The 18,291-nt window shown below is 67.9% G+C and carries 15 protein-coding genes; 13 read left to right on the top strand and 2 right to left on the bottom strand.

All coding sequences use genetic code 11. The features are described 5' to 3' along the window. Positions 1-908: 908 nt before the first annotated feature. From ABD743_RS15895 to ABD743_RS15875, 5 genes are read left to right on the top strand one after another with little or no spacing between them, the layout of a single operon-like run. Complete coding sequence (locus ABD743_RS15895) at positions 909-2,417, top strand: ROK family protein (protein ID WP_344722841.1); 1,509 nt, start codon at positions 909-911, stop codon at positions 2,415-2,417. Beyond that, positions 2,417-3,703 carry an extracellular solute-binding protein gene (locus ABD743_RS15890; protein WP_344722840.1) on the top strand — a complete coding sequence of 429 codons (1,287 nt, stop codon included), beginning with the start codon at positions 2,417-2,419 and terminating at the stop codon, positions 3,701-3,703. The genes ABD743_RS15895 and ABD743_RS15890 overlap by 1 nt, the downstream gene beginning before the upstream one ends. 30 nt (positions 3,704-3,733) lie before the next feature. Then, a complete protein-coding gene (locus ABD743_RS15885) occupies positions 3,734-4,705 on the top strand; it encodes a carbohydrate ABC transporter permease (RefSeq protein WP_344722839.1) in 972 nt (323 codons plus the stop codon). Continuing rightward, on the top strand, positions 4,705-5,541 hold the full coding sequence (locus ABD743_RS15880) for a carbohydrate ABC transporter permease (protein WP_344722838.1): 837 nt from the start codon (positions 4,705-4,707) through the stop codon (positions 5,539-5,541). The genes ABD743_RS15885 and ABD743_RS15880 overlap by 1 nt, the downstream gene beginning before the upstream one ends. A gap of 55 nt (positions 5,542-5,596) precedes the next feature. Then, entirely contained in the window at positions 5,597-7,120 is a 1,524-nt protein-coding gene (locus ABD743_RS15875; protein ID WP_344722837.1) for a glycoside hydrolase family 3 protein, read from the top strand. Between the two features lie 505 nt (positions 7,121-7,625). Here the strand turns inward: ABD743_RS15875 and ABD743_RS15870 are convergent. Both ABD743_RS15870 and ABD743_RS15865 read right to left on the bottom strand, forming a co-directional pair. Next, positions 7,626-8,975 carry an eCIS core domain-containing protein gene (locus ABD743_RS15870; RefSeq protein WP_344722836.1) on the bottom strand — a complete coding sequence of 450 codons (1,350 nt, stop codon included), beginning with the start codon at positions 8,973-8,975 and terminating at the stop codon, positions 7,626-7,628. A gap of 882 nt (positions 8,976-9,857) precedes the next feature. Further along, complete coding sequence (locus ABD743_RS15865) at positions 9,858-10,457, bottom strand: TetR/AcrR family transcriptional regulator (RefSeq protein WP_344722835.1); 600 nt, start codon at positions 10,455-10,457, stop codon at positions 9,858-9,860. 184 nt (positions 10,458-10,641) lie between these two features. Between ABD743_RS15865 and ABD743_RS15860 the strand changes: the two genes are divergently transcribed. The 8 genes from ABD743_RS15860 (at position 10,642) to ABD743_RS15825 (ending at position 18,191) form a co-directional block, all read left to right on the top strand. Then, positions 10,642-11,388, top strand: a complete 747-nt coding sequence (locus ABD743_RS15860) for an SDR family NAD(P)-dependent oxidoreductase (protein WP_344722834.1) — start codon at positions 10,642-10,644, stop codon at positions 11,386-11,388. A gap of 86 nt (positions 11,389-11,474) precedes the next feature. Then, the gene (locus tag ABD743_RS15855; protein ID WP_344722833.1) at positions 11,475-12,341 is read left to right on the top strand and encodes a TIGR03620 family F420-dependent LLM class oxidoreductase; all 867 of its coding nucleotides are present in this window, start codon (positions 11,475-11,477) and stop codon (positions 12,339-12,341) included. A 673-nt stretch (positions 12,342-13,014) separates the two neighbouring features. Continuing rightward, positions 13,015-13,287 carry a helix-turn-helix domain-containing protein gene (locus tag ABD743_RS15850; RefSeq protein ID WP_344722832.1) on the top strand — a complete coding sequence of 91 codons (273 nt, stop codon included), beginning with the start codon at positions 13,015-13,017 and terminating at the stop codon, positions 13,285-13,287. Positions 13,288-13,451: 164 nt separating this feature from the next. After that, complete coding sequence (locus ABD743_RS15845) at positions 13,452-13,772, top strand: transposase (protein WP_344722844.1); 321 nt, start codon at positions 13,452-13,454, stop codon at positions 13,770-13,772. Between the two features lie 659 nt (positions 13,773-14,431). Beyond that, on the top strand, positions 14,432-16,795 hold the full coding sequence (locus ABD743_RS15840) for a nitrate- and nitrite sensing domain-containing protein (RefSeq protein WP_344722831.1): 2,364 nt from the start codon (positions 14,432-14,434) through the stop codon (positions 16,793-16,795). Positions 16,796-16,823: 28 nt separating this feature from the next. Beyond that, positions 16,824-17,249: a roadblock/LC7 domain-containing protein gene (locus ABD743_RS15835; protein WP_344722843.1), complete on the top strand. Its 426-nt coding sequence runs from the start codon at positions 16,824-16,826 to the stop codon at positions 17,247-17,249. Continuing rightward, complete coding sequence (locus ABD743_RS15830) at positions 17,246-17,617, top strand: DUF742 domain-containing protein (protein WP_344722830.1); 372 nt, start codon at positions 17,246-17,248, stop codon at positions 17,615-17,617. The genes ABD743_RS15835 and ABD743_RS15830 overlap by 4 nt, the downstream gene beginning before the upstream one ends. Then, positions 17,598-18,191, top strand: a complete 594-nt coding sequence (locus ABD743_RS15825; RefSeq protein ID WP_344722842.1) for a GTP-binding protein — start codon at positions 17,598-17,600, stop codon at positions 18,189-18,191. The genes ABD743_RS15830 and ABD743_RS15825 overlap by 20 nt, the downstream gene beginning before the upstream one ends. The last annotated feature ends 100 nt before the right edge of the window (positions 18,192-18,291 follow it).

The following is an 18,291-nucleotide window of genomic DNA, read 5'->3' as shown; positions in this document are numbered from 1 at the left end:
TGTGAAGTCCATCATCGAACAGTTGGGTTCGCTGGGGCTTTCTTTACCCTGGCTGTGGACGCTGTGTGGTGATTCAGGTGCAGTTTCGACCGATTATTCGAGCGCCAGGCGCGACTCGTGACAAGATGCATGTGACCCTGAAAATTCGGACAGTGAGACGGTGTGCCGCGACCGTCCGCAATCAGAACGGGTCGGCGCCGGGCGAAGTCGGACGCGCTGTTCCTGTTGTGTCGTTTTATCGAATTGTCGCACACCTGACGAACTCGGCCGCTGGATCAGGACGCTGACGAGTTACGCCGGCGGTTCGACTCGCCACAGTCCGGCTGGCAGCTCGGTAGCCGTGCGCGGCCAGCGCGCGCAGGGCGGTCGTCGCGGTGGGGGTGATCGCGGAGAAGCCGAAGGCGCCGGCTTCCAGCACGCCGTCGATGTCGATGGCGCACAGCGGACCGTCCGCGGGCGGGGCCGAGGGTGGGCAGGCACGCGGCGAGGTAGCGGGCCACGGCTCGTGAGGACGCCCGTCGGTTCCTCGTCTTCCCTGAATCCGGATCCTGCAGATGAACCAGGTAGAGGCCTGCAGGGCCGCGAGGAACGTGCCGTTGCGTCCACAGGGATCCACCTCCGCGAGATCGAAGGCAGGGCCGTAGCAGCTGCGGTCCTGGTTGGAGAACGCTCGGACGTCGGCCGTGATCTTCCGCAGGGGCGGCCTGTCGCGACGTCGGGCCGGCTACCCGGCCAACGCGTTCGGGGCAGGCGCTGCTCACCAGAGCTTCGGAGCGTTCCCGCCACGGCTGGTGACCAGCTTCGGGCAGCTCGTGGAACTGTGCTCGGTTGAACCCGCCCCCTCGGGTCCGTGCTGTTCCTGGCCGCGACGGGGCGAGGCCCGTTCGGCGAGGTCGCGTCGGGGGGAGGTGATCCTTCGGATCGGCCAGGACGAGCCTGGCTCGCCGATGTCCCGGACAGCTACGCGGGCCGATCGCGGCTTGCGGGCCGAGCGGACCGACTTCCTGCTCCACCGTCGAGGCCTGGAGAAGCGCATCGGCCCGTCCCGTGCGAGTTCCGTGTCCATCGCCGCGCCTGACCGGACCATGCCCGGCCGGTTTACACGTTCGTTGCGTAGATCAAGCCCGCATGGGTTAATATTTTCTCGCGCCTTTATTATTACCCTGAGAGGAATTTTGAAGAGCTCGCGTCCCCGCACCACCAGTCGAGGGCTGGTCCTCGCCGAGCTGCTGTCCGGCGAGGAGATGGACCGAGCGCGGCTCGCCGCCAGCACCGGCCTCAGCTTTCCGACCGTCGCCCGGATCGTCGACGACCTGCTCACCCAAGGCATCGTTCTCGAGCAGCGCAAGATCGTGCGTCAAGGCCCCGGCCGCCACGCAGCAGCGCTCAATCTCGATCCGCGCGCCGCGCTCGTCGTCGGCATCGACCTGGGCGGCACCCATTGCCGCATGGTGCTCGCGGACGCGCTCGGCCGTGCGGTCGTGCGATCACACGAGGCGACCCCGCGCGAGCTGGCTGCCGAGGAGCTCGCCGGCTGGCTCGTCGATGGCGTGCAGACGCTCGTCCGAGACCATGCCGACGACATGCCGCTGCGGGCGGTGGCGATCGGCCTGCCCGGTGTCGTCGCCGCGACCGCCGACCGCGTTGTCGGCTCGCAGAACCTCGGCCAGATCGTCGGCACGGCCTTCGTCGAAGCGATCACGGCCGGCATGCCGGCGCCGGTCGTCGTCGGTAACGACTCGAACTTCGGCCTGCGCGGCGAGCTGCACTTCGGCGGCATCCCGGAGGACGAGACCGCCGTCCTGTTCAGCCTCGGCACAGGTCTCGGCTCCGCTGTCGCGATCGACCGACACCTGCTGGTGGGCTCCGAAGGTCTGCTGGGGGAGTTCGGACGCCTGCGGCTGCCAGGGCGCCGTGAACGGCTGCGTGACCTGGTCTCGGGCGCCGGGCTCGTCGCGTACGCGCGTTCCAAGGGGGCCGCGATCGGGTCGGCGGCCGAGATCTTCGCCGACCGCGAGCAGCATGCTGCTCTCGTCGCCGAGGTGCGTGAGGCGCTCGTGCACCTCGTCTCGATCACCGCGCTCGCGTACGAGCCTGGCCGGATCCTGTTCACCGGCGGTTTCTCCGACTCGCTGGACCAGCCGATGCTCAACGAGGTGCGCGACGAGGTCGCCGAGACGGTCGGCGTCCTCGCCGAGCTCAGGCACTCCCGGCTCGGTCAGGCCGGCGGGCTGGTCGGCGCCATGGCCGCCGCGCTGGGCCGCAGCTACCGGTCCATGGGGGTCGACGAACAGACGGCCACCACCGTACGAGCAGACCCGGCTGAGGTCATCGCGGCGCTCACCGCGTCGCCCGTCGTTCACCGCTCCCGCGAACCGTCACTGTCACGCACCGTCCTGAACGGAAGGAACCCGTGATGCAGGTCAGGAAGTCGATCACCTGGGGTGCTGCCCTCGCCGCCGCCAGTCTCGCGCTCAGTGCCTGCGCAGGCGGAGGCCCCGGCCCGTCGAGCGGGGACGGGTCGCTCACGGTCTGGATGATGACCGGCGGTCCCGGTGACAACCCGGTCATCGAGGAGGCGATCTCCGCGCTGAAGCAGGCGCACCCCGAGGCGGAGGTCAAGGTCGAGATTCAGCAGTGGGACGAGATCGTGACCCGGCTGACCACCGCGCTGGCCTCCGACGACCCGCCGGACATCGTCGAGATGGGCAACACCCAGACGCCGCTGTTCACCTACTCCGGCGCCCTCGCCCAGCTCGACCCGGCCGGGTTCGAGCGCTCCGACGAGTGGCTGGAGGGTCTCTCGGCGCTCACCACCTACGACGGCAACACCTACGCGGCGCCGCTGTACGGCGGCACGAAGATCGTGATGTACAACCGCGCCAAGTTCGCGGAGGCGGGCATCTCCGAGCCGCCCACGACCCTCGACGAGCTGCTCGCCGACTGCGACGCCCTCGCCGCGGCGAACGCCGGCGTGCCCAACTTCTCGCCGCTCTACATGCCGGGCGAGTACTGGTTCGCAGGCGTCCCGTTCCTGTTCGGCAAGGGCGGCGAGCTGGCGACCCAGACCGACGGACAGTGGACCGCGCAGATGTCGAGTCCGGAGAACATCGCCGGATTACAGGCCTGGCGCGCGTTCCAGAACGGGTGCTCGCCGGTGCCGTCCAGCCGCACCGCCAACACCGACAGCCCCGACCAGGACCGCATCTTCGCCGACCGCAACTCGGCCATGATCTACATGCGGGCGTGGGAACGCGGTGCCGTGCTGGAGATGGACCCGTCGCTGGAGCCCGACCTGGGCTACTTCATCATGCCGGGCTACACCGAGGGCGCCCCGCTGCCGGTGATCATCGCCGGCTCCACCATCGGCGTCGCGCAGAACAGCCCGAACCAGGAGCTCGCGACCGACTTCCTGCACATTCTCACGAGCGAGTCGTTCCAGAAGTCGATGACCTCGGCCATCAACCAGCTGCCGATCGTGCCCGGCTTCCTGCCCACGGACGCGCCGGAGCACATCCGGCTCGGCGCGCAGGCGGCGACGGTCAGCCGCCCGGTCCCGTCGAGTCCGGGGCAGGCGACGCTGGAGAACGAGCAGTTCAACGAGAAGTTCTTCGCCCGGATCGCCAGTGGTGACGACCCGGTGGCGGCTGCCGCGGCGTACGACACGCACGCCACCGAGACCCTCAACGCGCTGGGCGACTGAGCCGGTCCTGCCACGAGGAAGGAGCCCGTCATGGTCGCCGTGCCCCTGACGAACGACACCGTGCCCGGCACCGGCCGGGCCGGGCCGCCGCAGACCGGAGGCCGGCCCACCCAACGGGGGCGCCTGCTCCCGTACACACTGATCGCGCCCGCGGTCGTAGTGCTCGTGGTGGTGCTCGGCTGGCCGATCCTGCAGCTGGTCGTGCTGTCCCTGCAGGACTACGGCCCGCGGTCGCTGTTCACCGGCGAGGCGCCGTTCGTCGGCGCCGACAACTACCTCGAGGTACTGGGGGCGCCGACGTTCTGGTGGGTGCTGCTGCGCACAGCCTTCGTCGCCGCGGTCACCGTCGGGGTCCTGATGACAGTGGGGTTCGCACTCGCGTCGCTCCTCCTGCGGGTGTCGCACTGGGTGGGCCTGGTGCTCAGCGTCTGCCTGGTGCTGGTGTGGGCGATGCCGATGGTGTCCGCGGTCGTCATCTGGCAGTGGATGTTCCAGCCCCAGTACGGGGTGCTCAACTGGATCGGCACCCAACTGCAGGTCTTCGGTGACCTGAGCGCGCGCGACTGGTTCGCCACGCCGGCCTCGGCACTGGGCGTCGTACTGCTGCTGATCGTGTGGAAGGGGCTGCCGTTCGTCGTGCTGACGATGTACGCGGCGCTCGGTCAGATCCCGGCGGAGTTCTACGAGGCGGCGACGATCGACAAGGCCAATGCCTGGCAGTCGTTCCGCTACGTGACCTATCCGATGCTGCGGCCGCTGCTGGCGATCCTGGTCGTGCTGGAGGTCATCTGGTCGGTGAACTCCTTCACCCCGTTCTGGGTGCTCACCCAGGGCGGGCCGGACGACGCCACCATGACGCTCGGGGTGTTCTCCTACCTGACCGCGTTCACCCGCAACGACTACGGCCTCGGGTCGACCGTCGCCGTACTCACCGTCGCGGTGCTCGCGGTGTTCGCCGTGCTGTACGTGCGTCGGCTCATCGCCAGCGGGGAGGTGAAGTGATGCGGATGCGTCTCGCCCGGCACCGCCGCATCGTGCCGAACGTGTTCGCGTTGGTCGCCGCGGCGATCGTGGTGTTCCCGGTGTACTGGATGTTCAACACCGCGTTCAAGGATCCGGGGCGAGTGTCGTCGCTGGTGCCGGAGTTCCTGCCGCTGCCGGTGAGCGTGGAGAACTTCGCCAGCGCAATGGACAACCCTAACTTCTGGGGGTACGCGCGCAACTCGCTGGTCGCCTCGCTGACCACGGTCGTGCTCGCGATGCTGGTGTCGCTGGCCGCGTCCATCGCGATCGTGCGACACCGGTTCACCGGCCGCCGGATGTTCGTCATCGTGCTGGTGCTCGTGCAGATGATCCCCGGCGCGGCCATGGTGATCCCGCTCTACCTGATGCTCCGCGAGATCGGGGCGCTCGACTTCGTGCCCGGGCTGGTCCTCACCTACCTGTCGTTCGTGCTGCCGTTCACCATCTGGACGTTGCGCGGCTTCGTCGAGGGCATCCCGGTCGAGCTGGAGGAGGCCGCCGCGATCGACGGCTGCACCCGACTGCGGACGTTCTGGCACGTGCAGCTTCCGCTGCTGGCGCCCGGGATCGTCGCAACCTCGATCTTCGCGTTCATCAACGCCTGGGACGACTACCTGTTCGCCTACGTCCTGCTGCAGTCCCCGGAGAACCAGACCCTGCCGGTGTGGCTGGTGTCGTTCCAGACCGCGGAGGGCGTCGACTACGGCTCGACGGTGGCCGCGTCGGTGATCTTCTCGCTACCCGTACTCGTGTTCTTCCTGTTCGTGCAGCGCCGGCTGGTCACCGGGATGACCGCCGGTGCCGTCAAGGGCTGAGCTGTTCTCTCTGCGCGACTCCGTCCGCTCCCTCGTACCGAAAGGACCTCCCTTCATGACCGGGACCGATCACTCCGAGCCGACCGTCACCGAGCTGCGTCGGCTCGCCGCCGGGGTACTGATTCCGGCCGTCGGCCGCACCGTCGTGCCGCGGTGGGTCGAGGCGCGGATCGCCGACGGGGTCGGCGGGTTCATCCCCTACGGCCGGAACATCACCGACGCGGCGCAGGTACGCACGATGACCGCGCGCCTGCATGAGCTGCGCGACCACGTCCTCGTCGCGATCGACGAGGAGGGCGGCGACGTCAACCGACTGGAGGACGCCGGCGGCATCTCGGTGCCGGGCAACCGGGCGCTCGGCCGGCTCGACGACCTCGACGCCACCCGCGAGGCGGCCTTCCAGATCGGACTATCGCTGGTCGAGGCCGGGGTGGACTGGGACCTGGCGCCCGCCGTCGACGCGGCGGTGAACCCGCTCAGCCCGAACGGCATCCGCTGCTTCGGCGCCGACCGGGACCTGGTCAGCCGGCATGCGGCTGCCTGGGTCGAGGGGCTGCAGGCCGCGGGCGTCAGTGCGTGCGCCAAGCACTACCCCGGCCACGGCGCCAGCGGCACCGACGCGCACCTCGGCTCGCCTCGGATCGACATCTCCCGGGAGGAGCTGCTGGAGTCCTACCTCGACCCGTTCCGCGCCGCGATCGCCGCCGGCGTGGACAGCATCATGGTCTCGCACGATCTGCTGCCCCAGGTCGACGACGTGCCGGCGACGATCAGCCACGAGCTGCTCACCGTGATCCTGCGCGGCGAGCTCGGCTACGAAGGCGTCATCATCACCGACGCGCTGGAGATGGCCGGCATCCACGACGTCGCGCCGCTGGAGGTCTCGGCGCCGGCCGCGATCGCCGCCGGGGCGGACGCCCTGTGCCTGGGCTCCGCCGCGTTCGACGAGGACACCGCCACCGCCATCGACGCGATCGTCGCCGCTGTGCACGCGGGCACGCTCTCGGTCGAGCGCCTGCGCGACGCTAACGCCCGGCTGGCCCGGCTCGGCACCCGCCCGCGCGCCGACCTCGCCGCCCGCGACGCCTCGATCGGGGAGCGCCTCGCGGAGCGGGTGACCGAGGTCGACGGCGACGTCGTGCTACACGGCGAGCGGACCCTCGTAGTCGAGCTGCAGCCGACGCACTCGCCGGCCGCCGGCCGGGCGGGGTCGAGCGTCGTGGACCTGCTGCGCCAGGAGGGCCGGGAGGTCGAGACGATCACGATCGCGGGCGGCTCCTACAACGGCGCGGCGGCCGTGCGGGCCGAGGTCGGGCAGTTCCGCGGCGAATTCGGCGACGCGGGCGACGTCGTGCTGCTGGTGCGCAGCCCGCACCGCTTCGAATGGCAGCGCCCGCTCGTCGACGCGCTGCTGACCGCACATCCGGGGATCGTCGCCGTCGACATGGGTGTGCCGGAGCTCGACCTCTCGGGCTTCCGAGGTTGGATCCGCACCTACGGCGCCTCGCGCGTGTGCGCACAGGCCGCCGTCCGCAGGCTGCTCGCCAGCGACCGCGAGCCGGCGGTGGCGGCCACGTGACCACGGCGGACCGTGTCCTCGCCGGGGTATACGTCGGCGAGCGGCCTCGTCGACCACGGGTGGCTGCGGATCGCGGGCGGGCGGATCGCCGAGCTCGGCATGGGCGTCGAGGTCGGCCAGGAGTGTGCCGCAGCTGCGGGTGCTGAGGATCTCGGCCTTCTCGGCGAGCCAGCGGTCGGCATCTTCGGCGGACAGGTCTCGGAGCTTGCGTGCTCCCAGTGCCGGGATGACGTGTTGGTTGGCCAGGATCCGCCTGGTTGTCAGTTGACGGCGTCGGCCCGTTTGAATGCTGTGCTGAACGCAGTCTCCAGCGCGTAACCAAATTCGACCGATAGCGAGCCCACTCGGACATCGCCGTCACGAAGGGCGTGCTGCGCCGGCGGCATCGCTGAGATAGGTCAGGAATGCGGTCAGCCTCCGGTGTATCCGCCGTTGTGCCCTCCGGTGAAGCCTCCATGACTCCGTGATGATGTCGTTAGCCGACTCTCGTGGTGCGACCAGACGGTCACGTGCCGTGCTTCGTCTCGGCCAGTCCGATCGCAATTCCGAAATGCTGGCTCATCCGGCGGGCGACATTGTCCATCCACCGCAGAGAATCCTCCGTCCTGAGCCCGGGACGCACCTTGGGACCCATGTAACGACCAGACTTGTCGTTGATGACGAAATGGCCGGGCCCCTGCTCGCCCTCCGCCGGGCCGCTCCAGAGCAACTCGCCCGAGAACCTGGCCGGCTGGGTCTTCGTTCGGCCGAGCGACTCGAATCCTGCCGCAATGGTCGGATGGCCCGAGGCGTTCAGTCCCATCCGCAGGTCTTCCATGGTGAGCGTGGGGTTCTTCTCATGCATTCCGTCGAAGAGCCGAGTCCATTCTGCGTCCTCGACCACCGTGTCGATCATCTCGGTGCCCATCAGGATCTCCCCGCGTGCACCGACCGAGAAGCACCAGACGGCTTGTCGTCCCCGGTCCAGAAGGAGCGCTGGAGGAAAGTCCTCGAGCCGGTACCACACCGGGTTGAGCCGGACCTTTTCGTCATCTGCGAGTTCGGACTCCGGCTTGACCCGGTGAGGTCCCACCAAGGGTCCGTAGTCGCGCTCCAGACGTTTCCTCCGACCCGCATCCGCCAGCGCGGCCACATCAGAGGTCTCCGACGATCCGAAGAACGGCGCCCGCTGTACGGGCAGACCGGATCCGCTGTCGTGTGTCACGCCCGTGGCGAGCGGTCGGTCCAGCGGGGCCGGGGACCGGTGTCCGCCGACCGCGCGGTCCGCCATCATCTCGGCCTCGCGTTCGAAACGATCGTGCGGATCGCTGATCGACAGGCCGTTACCCGCATCGGTGCCCGCCACCGGGCCACGGCTCTGCTGCCGCACGTGCCACAACTCGTGAGCCAGGGTGTGCGGGTCACTCCCCCCGGCACCGAGTACCACGTGCTGACCCGAGGTGTAGGCACGGGCGCCGATCTCGAGAGCGGACCGCTGGGCGACCGTGTCGGTGTGTATCCGGACTCGGGAGAAGTCCGCGCCGAGGCTCTCCTCCATTTGAGCACGAACGCTCGACTCCAGCGACCGGCCATTACTGCGGAGCACCTCTGGCACATGTGTCGGTTCCGGCGCGGGCCCTGATTCGGCCCGTTGCGACTCGATCAACCGGGCGACCGCGCGATTGCCCGCAGAACGCTGCAGGGTCATCACGGCAAGTTGTTCCGGAGTGTAGCCGCCTCTCGTCGATCGCTCATCGTTGTGCCGCCGGTGACTGTGCACTGGCGAGCCCTGCACATGTTCGTCGCGACGGCCATGCTGACTGCGGTAGTGCAACTGATCAACTTCCTTATTCGAATTCGGCGTCGAGCTCAGCACGACTACTCGCGGAGGAGTGTTCCGTGCGCTGGGTGACCGTCACCTAGCGTGGAGTAACGGTGGAACCGGAGAACCAATCTAGCCTGAAGCGACGGTAAACGATCAGTGGATCGCACATGTGTCGCGCGACTCGGCTGAGAGGAATTTTTAACTTCTCTGTTGAAATACTCCTGATATCCCCTAGATCGCTCATGCGCGATTTGTGACACCTCAACGGCGCCACCCAGCGGCCGCACCCCCCGTCACAGGGGAGATTCACGGCCTCCGCTCGTCCTCGGTGTGGGGGCGTGGCCACGTCAGGGTGCTCTGGGGAGCGCTGCAGCCCTTAACTGCCGGCGTGACGACGTCGTCAACTTGGCGCACCAACATGCTGTCGGCCAGCCACGCCGACGCGAACACCCGCGCGCTGGGCGAGGCCGGCATCCGCGCCGTCCTCTACTACCTGCTCGTCACCACCCGTGGTCGATCCGCACAACGATCGGTGCTCGGATGCCCCCGAGCCGCGCGGCCGCCGAGGGCCCATACGGTGCTTGTCTCTGACTCAACGCCTGTTTTCGGGCCGGTGTCGGGCCACGAGGAGCTCAGACCTTCTCGGCGAGGGTCGGGACTCCCCGACGGCCTTTCGCCCTCGGGGTCGGCCTCAAGGAGGGAGAGGGTCCGGTGAAACGGTGCTGCAGGTTCCGGTCGTCCTCCTTGAATGCGAAACCGAAGCCATTGTTGATGCCGGTGTCGGAGGCATTCCCTACGTCAGAGTTGCGGGAGCGGATCCGGCGTCGAGGTGCTCGCGCCGCCAACCGTGGTCCTCGGGCTGACGGTAGGAGTTGAACCACTTCAGCTCAGGACGCCGGTGGGAAGTCGTAGCGGTGGCAAGGCGGCCACGGCTCAACCGGTGGAGGGGATCGGCAGGAGTTGGTCGGCGAGTGATCGTGCCGTGGCGGCGAGTGTGGCCGTGTCCATCCCGGTTCGGCCCATGAACACCACCCCTTGTTGCGCGGCCAGCAGGGCCCGCGCCAGTGCGGTCGGATCCGCGTCGGCCGGCACGTCGCCTTCGCGTTGTGCCCGGGCGACGCATTCGCCGATCAGCGCGGTGCTCGTCTCGTAGGTGCCGTGGGCATGGGCGAGGACCTCCGGATCGGCGTTGCCGAGCTCGCATGTGCTGTTGGCCATCAGGCAGCCACGCCGCGTGGCCGCGCCGCTCGATTCGTCGGCCGGCCCCAAGACCAACATGCGCAGCGCATCCAGGGCCCGTGGGGTGTTGGCGAGGGCTTCCCGCAGATAGCCGTGACTGTCGTCGGTGTAGCTGCGTAGGGCGCGGAGGAAGAGCTGGTGTTTGTCGCCGAACGCGGCGTAGAGGCTGCCCTTGCCCAACCCGCTGACCCGCATCAGGTCCTCCAGCGACGTCGCGGCATAGCCGGCGTCCCAGAACTGGTCACGGACCGCGTGCAGAACCTTCTTCTCGTCGAACGATCGCGGGCGCGCCATGTGGTCAGGATACGGGTTCTTGACCGAACGGTCCACCACGTCTATGGTGGACTGAGCGGTCAAGAACCCCGCGGTGGGCACATCCAGGCTCGCCGCGCTCTCGGTGCGCGGGAACCACCGGCGCCGGTACCGCTCTCCACATTCACTTCTGCGGCGAAGCCGTACCTCGGGAAATGGGAAGCGCATGGGAAAGCTCGACAACAAGGTTGCGATCGTGACCGGCGGGTCACGGGGGATCGGGGCGGCGTCGGCGCGGGCGCTGGCCGACGAGGGAGCCGACGTCGCGATCAGCTACTCATCCTCGGCGGATCAGGCGAAGGCCGTGGTCGCCGACCTGGAAGCCAGGGGAGTGCGCACGGCGGCGTTCCAGGCCGACCAAGCGGATCCGGTGCAGGCGGCGGGCCTCATCCACCGCGTGGTGGAGCACTTCGGGAAGCTGGACATCCTGGTCAACAACGCCGGTGTGACCGTCGCCGCCCCGATCGACAGCGAGGCCGCCGATGAGGCCGCCTTCGACCGCCAGCTCGCTATCAACTACACCAGTGTTGTGGCCGCGATCAGGGCAGCATTTCCGTTGCTTCCCGACGGCGGCCGGATCATCAGCATCAGCTCGGGCGTGGGATCGCGGGTCGGCTTCTCCGGGATGACCGACTACTCCGGCGCGAAGTCGGCGCTCGAGGGCTACAGCCGGGGCGCCGCGCGTGACCTGGCCCACCGGGGCATCACGGTCAACGTCATCCAGGCCGGATTCGTGGACACCGAGATGAACCCCGCCGAAGGCCCGTACGCAGCGATGTTCCTCCCGACCACCGCGATGGGACGCTACGGCAGGCCGGAGGAGCTCGCTGCGGGCGTCGTCTTTCTTGCGAGCCCGCAGGCCTCGTACGTCACCGGCGCGGTGCTGAGGATCGACGGCGGATACGGCGCATAGCTCGACCGTCGGCACGATCATCCATTTGTCAGGTGGCGCGCTGCCGCTGCTGAAGGACGGTGGGAACTATTACGAGCACAGACGGGATGCATGCGATGGACTTGGGACGAACTGGAATTTGGAGCATCGAGCTGCGGATGGCGGATCCGGGGCAGATCACAGATGCTGCGGCCGAGCTCGATGACCTGGGTTGGGGAGCATTGTGGATCCCGGGCCTGGGCGGTGGGGAGATCCTCGACGACTCGGAGCGGTTGCTGCGGGCCACTCGGAGCACGACGATCGCGGTCGGGGTGATGAGTATCTGGCGGCACCAGGCCACTGAAATGGCTGCCGGACATGAACGGCTGCAGGACAAGTACGGCCGGCGCCTGGTCCTTGGATTCGGTGTCAGTGATCCGGATGCCGCGCGGAGCGCAGGACAAGCCTACCGACCGCTGTCGGACATGAATGCCTACCTCGATGAACTCGATAAGGCTCCCACTCCGCTGCTTGCAGAAGAACGCGTCATTGCTGCCCTCGGTCCCAAAATGATGGAGCTGGCAGCACAGCGCACCGCCGGAGTTCATCCCTTCATGGTCACCCCGGAATACTCGGCCACGGCCAGGGAGCGGCTCGGGGACGGCCCGCTCCTCGCTCCCTATCAGGCAGTCGTGCTAGAACGTGACCCGGGTAAGGCGCGCACCGCCGCCCGGAATTTCCTCGGCATGTTTCTCTCCATGGACCACTATGCTCGGAGCCTGCTCCGCCAGGGGTTCACCGAGGAGGACCTGGGCGGTGGTGGCAGCGACCGGCTCATCGACGAAGTCGTCGCATGGGGTGATCTGGAGGCCATCGGGAACCGCGTGCGTGCGCACCACCAAGCCGGCGCCGATCACGTCTGTTTGCATGTGGTGGGCACCAGTTCTGACCTGCCCCTGCCCGAATGGCGTGAACTGGCTGTGCTGGCCGGCTGAGCTCTGGGCCGGATCAGATCGGCGTCGACTCTCCGCGCCCCTGGCGGGTCCATCGGGCAGCCGCCGCGGACCCCCGGGGGTGTGCCTGACCGCTGAAGCACCGGGTCCTGGCTGGTCTGGCGAATGGTCGCGCCGTAGGCGCCGAGCCCGACGATTTGTAAGCCTGGATTGAGGTCGCGTTTCCCCTTTGGTGCAGCTGGGTGGCAGGCATGGCAGAAGGCCGGAGACCGAGTGACAGAGTGGGTGACGACAGCGATGCTGCTGAGACGGACGTGGACTTCCGCAGACGTCTCACCATGGGTATCGAGCTCTGTTGCAGTGGTTCTGACGGAATAGTTGCAAGCCTGGGGGTCAAGGGATCGCAGGTTCAAATCTCGTCGTCCCGACGGCACGATGGGCGGTTCCCTACGTCGGGGGAGCCGCCCATCGGCGTTTCTACCTGTGGAAACGCTGATCGTTGCGATGGAGCCACCGGGCTGGACACGATCTAGTGGCTCGATACGCTGAGCCCACCAGGTAATTGATCTCGTCGGGTGAGGCCGGGACGCTGCCTGCGCACCGAGTGCGGGAGGTGGGTGTGGCGCGCAGGCCGAGCGTGTTCGTGCGGGTGTTGTCTATGGACGAAGGTCAGAGGCTGTAGCGGGTCACCCGGACCGCGCGCAACCCAGTGCGGATGCGTCGCGCGATCGTGGTGATGATGTCGGGCCAGGGCCAGACCGTCCGGGACATCAGCTCGTTGTTGCAGGTCAGCGACGACTACGTGCGTGATGTGATCCACGCGTTCAACGAGCGGGGGTTTGACGCGCTGGACCCAAAACCGAGCGGGGGACGCCGGAAGCGGATCGGTGAGCAGCTCCGGAACTGGATCTCCCGCGATCGCCAGGACGTCCCCCGCCGACTGGGGCCTGACCGGCTTCTCGACCTGGTCGCTGACCAAGCTGCGTGAGCACCTGCTCACTGAAGGGATCGTTGTGGCGATCAGCCGGGAGACGCTGCGTCGGATCCTGCGAGCCGGCGGGGTGTCCTGGCCAGCGGCAAGCTGTTTTACCGAATCCGGGCGCAGAAGCGCTGGATTGAGTTCCTCGACCTGCTCAAGACGCTGCGGGCTCGCTGGGCGGGCGAGAAGCTCTACTTTGTCTGCGAAACCTCTCGCCCCACCGCCACGCCCACGTCCGCGCCTGGTGCCATGCCGACGCCGTCGAGTTGGTGTTCCTGCCCACCTACGGGTCATGGCTGAACTGGATCGAGGCCGAGTTCGCGGCGCTGCGCTACTTCGCGCTCAACGGCACCGACCACCGCAGTCACGCCGAGCAGAACACCGCCATCGCCAGCTACGTGCGCTGGTGCGACGCCCGAGCCCAACCGAAGGTGCACTTCGCAGCCGGATCACCGATCCGGACATGGACCGATTACCCGGCCAAGGCTGCGTGACGAGCCACTAGTTCGCAGCTCTCCGATCGCGGTGATGATGTTCGCTTCGACCGGGCGGGTGGCGGTGCTGGCGGCGCGGCGGATTCATATTCGGAGGCCAGGTCGATTCCAGTCACCGGTGGCGGCAGACACGGCGAGCTTGGGAGGTACGCGCGCCAGAGCCGAGGTAGCAACGGAGCCTCAGCAACGTGGCACCTGTCTCAGTGAAGCCGCCACCGGCCTGACAAGATCATCAAGTTGCCAGCTGGCCTGGCAAGATCATCAAGTTGCCACCGGCCTGGCAAGATCGCGGCCTGTTGCACAGGGGCGGAGGGGCATGGCTGGATTGGTTGCGGATGGTGCGTAGCGCCCGCGGCATGCTCACCGTGGTCGAGATGGGGTACCTCGACGCGGACGCCGATGCGACCCGCGCGCTGCCGCGCGAAGTCGCGGAGGCGCCGTTCGAGCGCGCTGCACCGGGTGCGGGTACTTCCGTCGTACGAGGGATTGCGGAACTACCAGGGCTCTGTTCCGGCTGGCCTGGCGGGACGCCGACCGCCCTCGCTCGCACCTGGCGAACTTCTCCGCCCGCGCGGCTGACCACCGGGACCGTCGTGTCTGCCTCCTCGGCTGGGTCCCTACTCTCCCTCGACCGACTGTCCCTCAGGAGTTCGTGAACCGTGCAACCAGAAAAGGACAAGGGCGAGGCCGACAGGCCCTACGACAAGTCGATCCGGCAGAGGCTCACCAGGACTGTCCTCATCCCCAGTCTCACGTTGTTGGCGCTCTGGGGTTTGGTGTCCTCGTACTTCTTCGTCACCGGCTTCTACGTCCGAGCGGTCGCGGCGTCTGTGCGTGAGGTGTCTATCCCTGCCGTCGCCGCGCTCGCCGCCCTTCAGGAGGAACGGCAGCTCGCCCTGCAGTACCTCGACAATCCTGCACCGGTGCAGTCGCAGCTGCCCAACCAGCAGCGAGTGACGGACGAGCGACTCGCGGCGCTCGAGGCTGCTTTCGACGCCACGATTTCCACCGCGCCCGACGAGATCGCCAACCAGGTCACCGCTCTGAGGAATCAGTTTGAGCAGCTGCCGGTGCTGCGCTCGCAGATCATTCTCCGGAGCATCGACCAGACGCAGGTGAGCACCTACTACGACGGGGTGCTGGACGCGGCGGCGAACCTGTTCGACACCCAGGCCCGGGTGGTACCTGATGCGCAAGCGGCGCTGGGCGGTGCCACCGCGACCTCGGTCTTCCGCGCCACCGAAATGATGTCGCGGGAAAGTTCGCTCGTGGCGGCGGCGTTCGCGTCCGGGACGTTGACCCCTGAGTCCTTCGTGCGATTCACGCAGCAGTCCGGCTACTACCGCACTCAGCTGACTCAGATCGCGCCGTTTCTGGATCCCTCGGTCCGCGTCAAGTTCGACGCCTTGACCGCCAGCGCGTCCTGGCAGCAGCTGGCCAACGCGGAAGATGCGCTCCTGCGGCATGGCCCATGGTCCGGCCCCGAGCGGGCGGACGTGCCTGTGACCGAAGCTGACTGGAAGCGCATCACCGACGACGTCGCCGGACGTCTCAACGACGTCGCCGTGGACCAGGCCGATAAGGTCTCCGCCGCTGCTCTCACCTCTGGTGACGCGCAACTGCGCAACGCGATCATCGGCAGCATCCTTGCACTGCTCGCTTCGCTCGTCTCGATCATCGTCGCCGTGCGGGTGTCGCGTTCGCTCGTCGACCGTGCGCTGATGACGCGCCTCGCCCGGCTACGCAATGACTCACTCGACCTCGCCAACAACCGGCTGCCCAGCATCGTGACCCGCCTTCAGAGGGGCGAACCCGTCGTGCTGCAGGACGAGCTTCCCCAGCTTGACCACGGTCGCGACGAGATCGGCCAGGTTGCCGACGCATTCAACGTCGCGCAGCGGACCGCGGTCACTGCCGCGATGGGCGAGGCGAACGCCCGCAGCGGGTTGAGCGCCGTGTTCCTCGGCATCGCGCAGCGCAGCCAGGCTCTGATTCATCGGCAGCTGAAGCTCCTCGACGACTTGGAGCGCAGGGAGGAGAACTCGGCCCAGCTCGCGGCGCTGTACCAGCTTGACCACCTCGCCACCCGGGCCCGCCGCACCACGGAGAACTTGATCATCCTTGGCGGGAAGCAGCCGGGTCGGCGCTGGCGTAAGCCGGTCGCGCTGATGGAGGTGCTGCGCGCCGCGGTGTCGGAGACCGAGGAGTACGCACGAGTCCATGTCGAGCAGGTCCCAGACGTCGCCGTCGTTGGGGGCGTGGTAGCTGACCTCGTGCACATGATCGCCGAGCTGGTCGACAATGCCACCTCGTTCTCCCCGCACAACTCTCCGGTCGAGGTGACCAGTCGTCGCGTCGCCCGCGGGATCGTGGTCGACGTGTCGGACCAGGGGCTCGGCATGAAAGACGACGTGCTCCAGCAGGCCAACCAGATGATGGCCACAGCGCCCGAATTCGATGCGATGGCGCTGCGAGCCGATTCCAGCTTGGGCCTGTTCGTGGTTGCGCGCCTGGCGGCCAAGCTGCGCGTCGGCGTTACCTTCGACCCGTCTCGGTACGGCGGCCTGCGGGCCACCGTGCTCATCCCCACGGAGCACCTGGTGGAAAGTCAGGACGCGGACCAGTCCGACAACGCCGAATCCGTGCCGCGCACGGACCCGCTGCTCGTGCAGCCAGCACCGGGGAGCCCTCGGCCCAGGCCGTACCCGGCACCGTCGCGCCCCAGGCCTGGACCGTACCCAGCGCCGGCACTGAGCGCGGCCGATTCCACGCCTGCCGTGTCACCTGCACCAGCGTCGGGGCCGGCGCGGGCCGCCGGCTCTCCACAGCCGCCGCCCGAGCGCAATGATGACCGGCCGCGTTTGCCGCAGCGCATGCCCCAGCAACATCTTGCCGCCGAGCTCAAGGAGGAGCCCGACGACGAGAGCCTGCGAGAGGCCCCATCCGGGGACAGGGCGGTGCGCTCCATGGCGGCGCTCTACGAGGGCACCCGCCTGGGGCGTGAAAGCGCCGGTGATTTGTAGTCCGCGGCGTTACACGAAAGGGTTTCACATGAACGGACATGGAAGCGTCACAGCGGATCTCGGCTGGCTGCTCGACGATGTCGTGAATCGTGTCGTCGGTGCCCAGAGCGCCATCGTGTTGTCGGCAGACGGGCTGCAGATCGGCAAATCCGCCGGCATGAGCAAGGATGACTCGGACCAGCTGTCGGCGATCGCCTCCAGCTTGCAGAGCCTCGCCAAAGGCGTCAGCCGCCAGTTCTCTCGAGGCGATGTGGTGCAGACCATGATCGAGATGGAGCGCGGCTACCTGTTCGTCCTGGCGGCCGGCCGGGGGGCCTGTCTGGCCCTGCTGGCGGAGGACAGCGTGGACGTCGTGGCGGTCGCCTACGAGATGAACCGCCTGGTCAAGCGAGTCGGTGACTATCTGGCGGCTGCCCCGCGCAACGCTCCGCACCTGCTTCCGGAGGCCCTGTGAATGGGGACGACGGCTGGTACGACGAGTCCGCGGGGCCTCTCGTGCGGCCGTACACGATCACGAACGGTCGAACACCGACGGACACCGCGCAGCTCGACCTGTCCACTCAGGTGATGGCCCTGCGAGCGGAGCGGGAACCCACTGGGCTGAGCCCAGAGCACCTCGCGGTGGTGCGGCTGAGCCGCCCGCCCGTGTCCATCGCCGAGATCGCGGCCCGCTTGCAGCTCCCGCTCGGGGTCGTCCGGGTGCTGTGCGGCGACCTGATCGATGGCGGTCTGGTCATCACGCGGTCACCCACCTACCGTCCGGCGCAGGGGCCGGACCTCGACACGCTTCAGGCGGTTCTTGATGCCCTCATCAAATACTGACGACCGGGGGGCGGACTCCCTCCCCACCCCGGTGAAGATCGTCATTGCCGGCGGGTTCGGGACCGGGAAGACGACCATGGTCGGCTCGGTCAGCGAAATCCCGCCGCTGACCACCGAGGAGGTGCTCACCGAGGCCAGCGCGGGCATCGACGACCTGACTGGCGTCGAACGGAAGCGCACGACGACGGTCGCGCTCGACTTCGGCCGGATCACGATCTCGCGCCGGCACGTGCTGTACCTGTTCGGCACCCCGGGCCAGGAGCGCTTCTGGTTCATGTGGAACGACCTGGCGCGCGGCGCGATCGGGACCATCGTGCTCGTCGACACCCGGCGCTTGGAGACCAGTTTCGCTGCGATCGACTTCTTCGAACGCCGGGCGATTCCGTTCATCGTCGCGGTGAACTGTTTCGACGACGCTCCTCGTTACACAATCGAAGAGGTCCGCGCGGCCTTGGCCATCCCAGATCGAGTGCCGGTCATTTTGAGCGATGTCCGTGACCGCGAGTCGAGCAAGCTTGCCCTGGTCCGGCTGGTGAGGCACGCGATGGTCTCGGCGGCGCCGACCTCGGTCTGACCGGGCTGTAACGCTACGGGACGTTTGCGCAGGTTCTGCCACCCATACTGTCCAATAGATTAGGCCGTATGTGGTACAGCTCTGTAGCGGAGCGTGCACC

The organism is Pseudonocardia yunnanensis (genome assembly GCF_039534065.1).
Taxonomy (GTDB): domain Bacteria; phylum Actinomycetota; class Actinomycetes; order Mycobacteriales; family Pseudonocardiaceae; genus Pseudonocardia; species Pseudonocardia yunnanensis.
Note: the sequence above shows the minus strand (reverse complement) of the source record. Positions and strands in the feature narration are given on the sequence as shown.

What these genes read in the sequence shown, in the direction of transcription:
- ABD743_RS15855 (WP_344722833.1), top strand. Translation starts at nt 11,475, where the DNA reads ATGCATGCGATGGACTTGGGACGAACTGGAATTTGGAGCATCGAGCTG.
- ABD743_RS15860 (WP_344722834.1), top strand. Translation starts at nt 10,642, where the DNA reads ATGGGAAAGCTCGACAACAAGGTTGCGATCGTGACCGGCGGGTCACGG.
- ABD743_RS15865 (WP_344722835.1), bottom strand. Translation starts at nt 10,457, where the DNA reads ATGGCGCGCCCGCGATCGTTCGACGAGAAGAAGGTTCTGCACGCGGTC.
- ABD743_RS15885 (WP_344722839.1), top strand. Translation starts at nt 3,734, where the DNA reads ATGGTCGCCGTGCCCCTGACGAACGACACCGTGCCCGGCACCGGCCGG.
- ABD743_RS15850 (WP_344722832.1), top strand. Translation starts at nt 13,015, where the DNA reads ATGCGTCGCGCGATCGTGGTGATGATGTCGGGCCAGGGCCAGACCGTC.
- ABD743_RS15890 (WP_344722840.1), top strand. Translation starts at nt 2,417, where the DNA reads ATGCAGGTCAGGAAGTCGATCACCTGGGGTGCTGCCCTCGCCGCCGCC.
- ABD743_RS15835 (WP_344722843.1), top strand. Translation starts at nt 16,824, where the DNA reads ATGAACGGACATGGAAGCGTCACAGCGGATCTCGGCTGGCTGCTCGAC.
- ABD743_RS15825 (WP_344722842.1), top strand. Translation starts at nt 17,598, where the DNA reads ATGCCCTCATCAAATACTGACGACCGGGGGGCGGACTCCCTCCCCACC.
- ABD743_RS15875 (WP_344722837.1), top strand. Translation starts at nt 5,597, where the DNA reads ATGACCGGGACCGATCACTCCGAGCCGACCGTCACCGAGCTGCGTCGG.
- ABD743_RS15880 (WP_344722838.1), top strand. Translation starts at nt 4,705, where the DNA reads ATGCGGATGCGTCTCGCCCGGCACCGCCGCATCGTGCCGAACGTGTTC.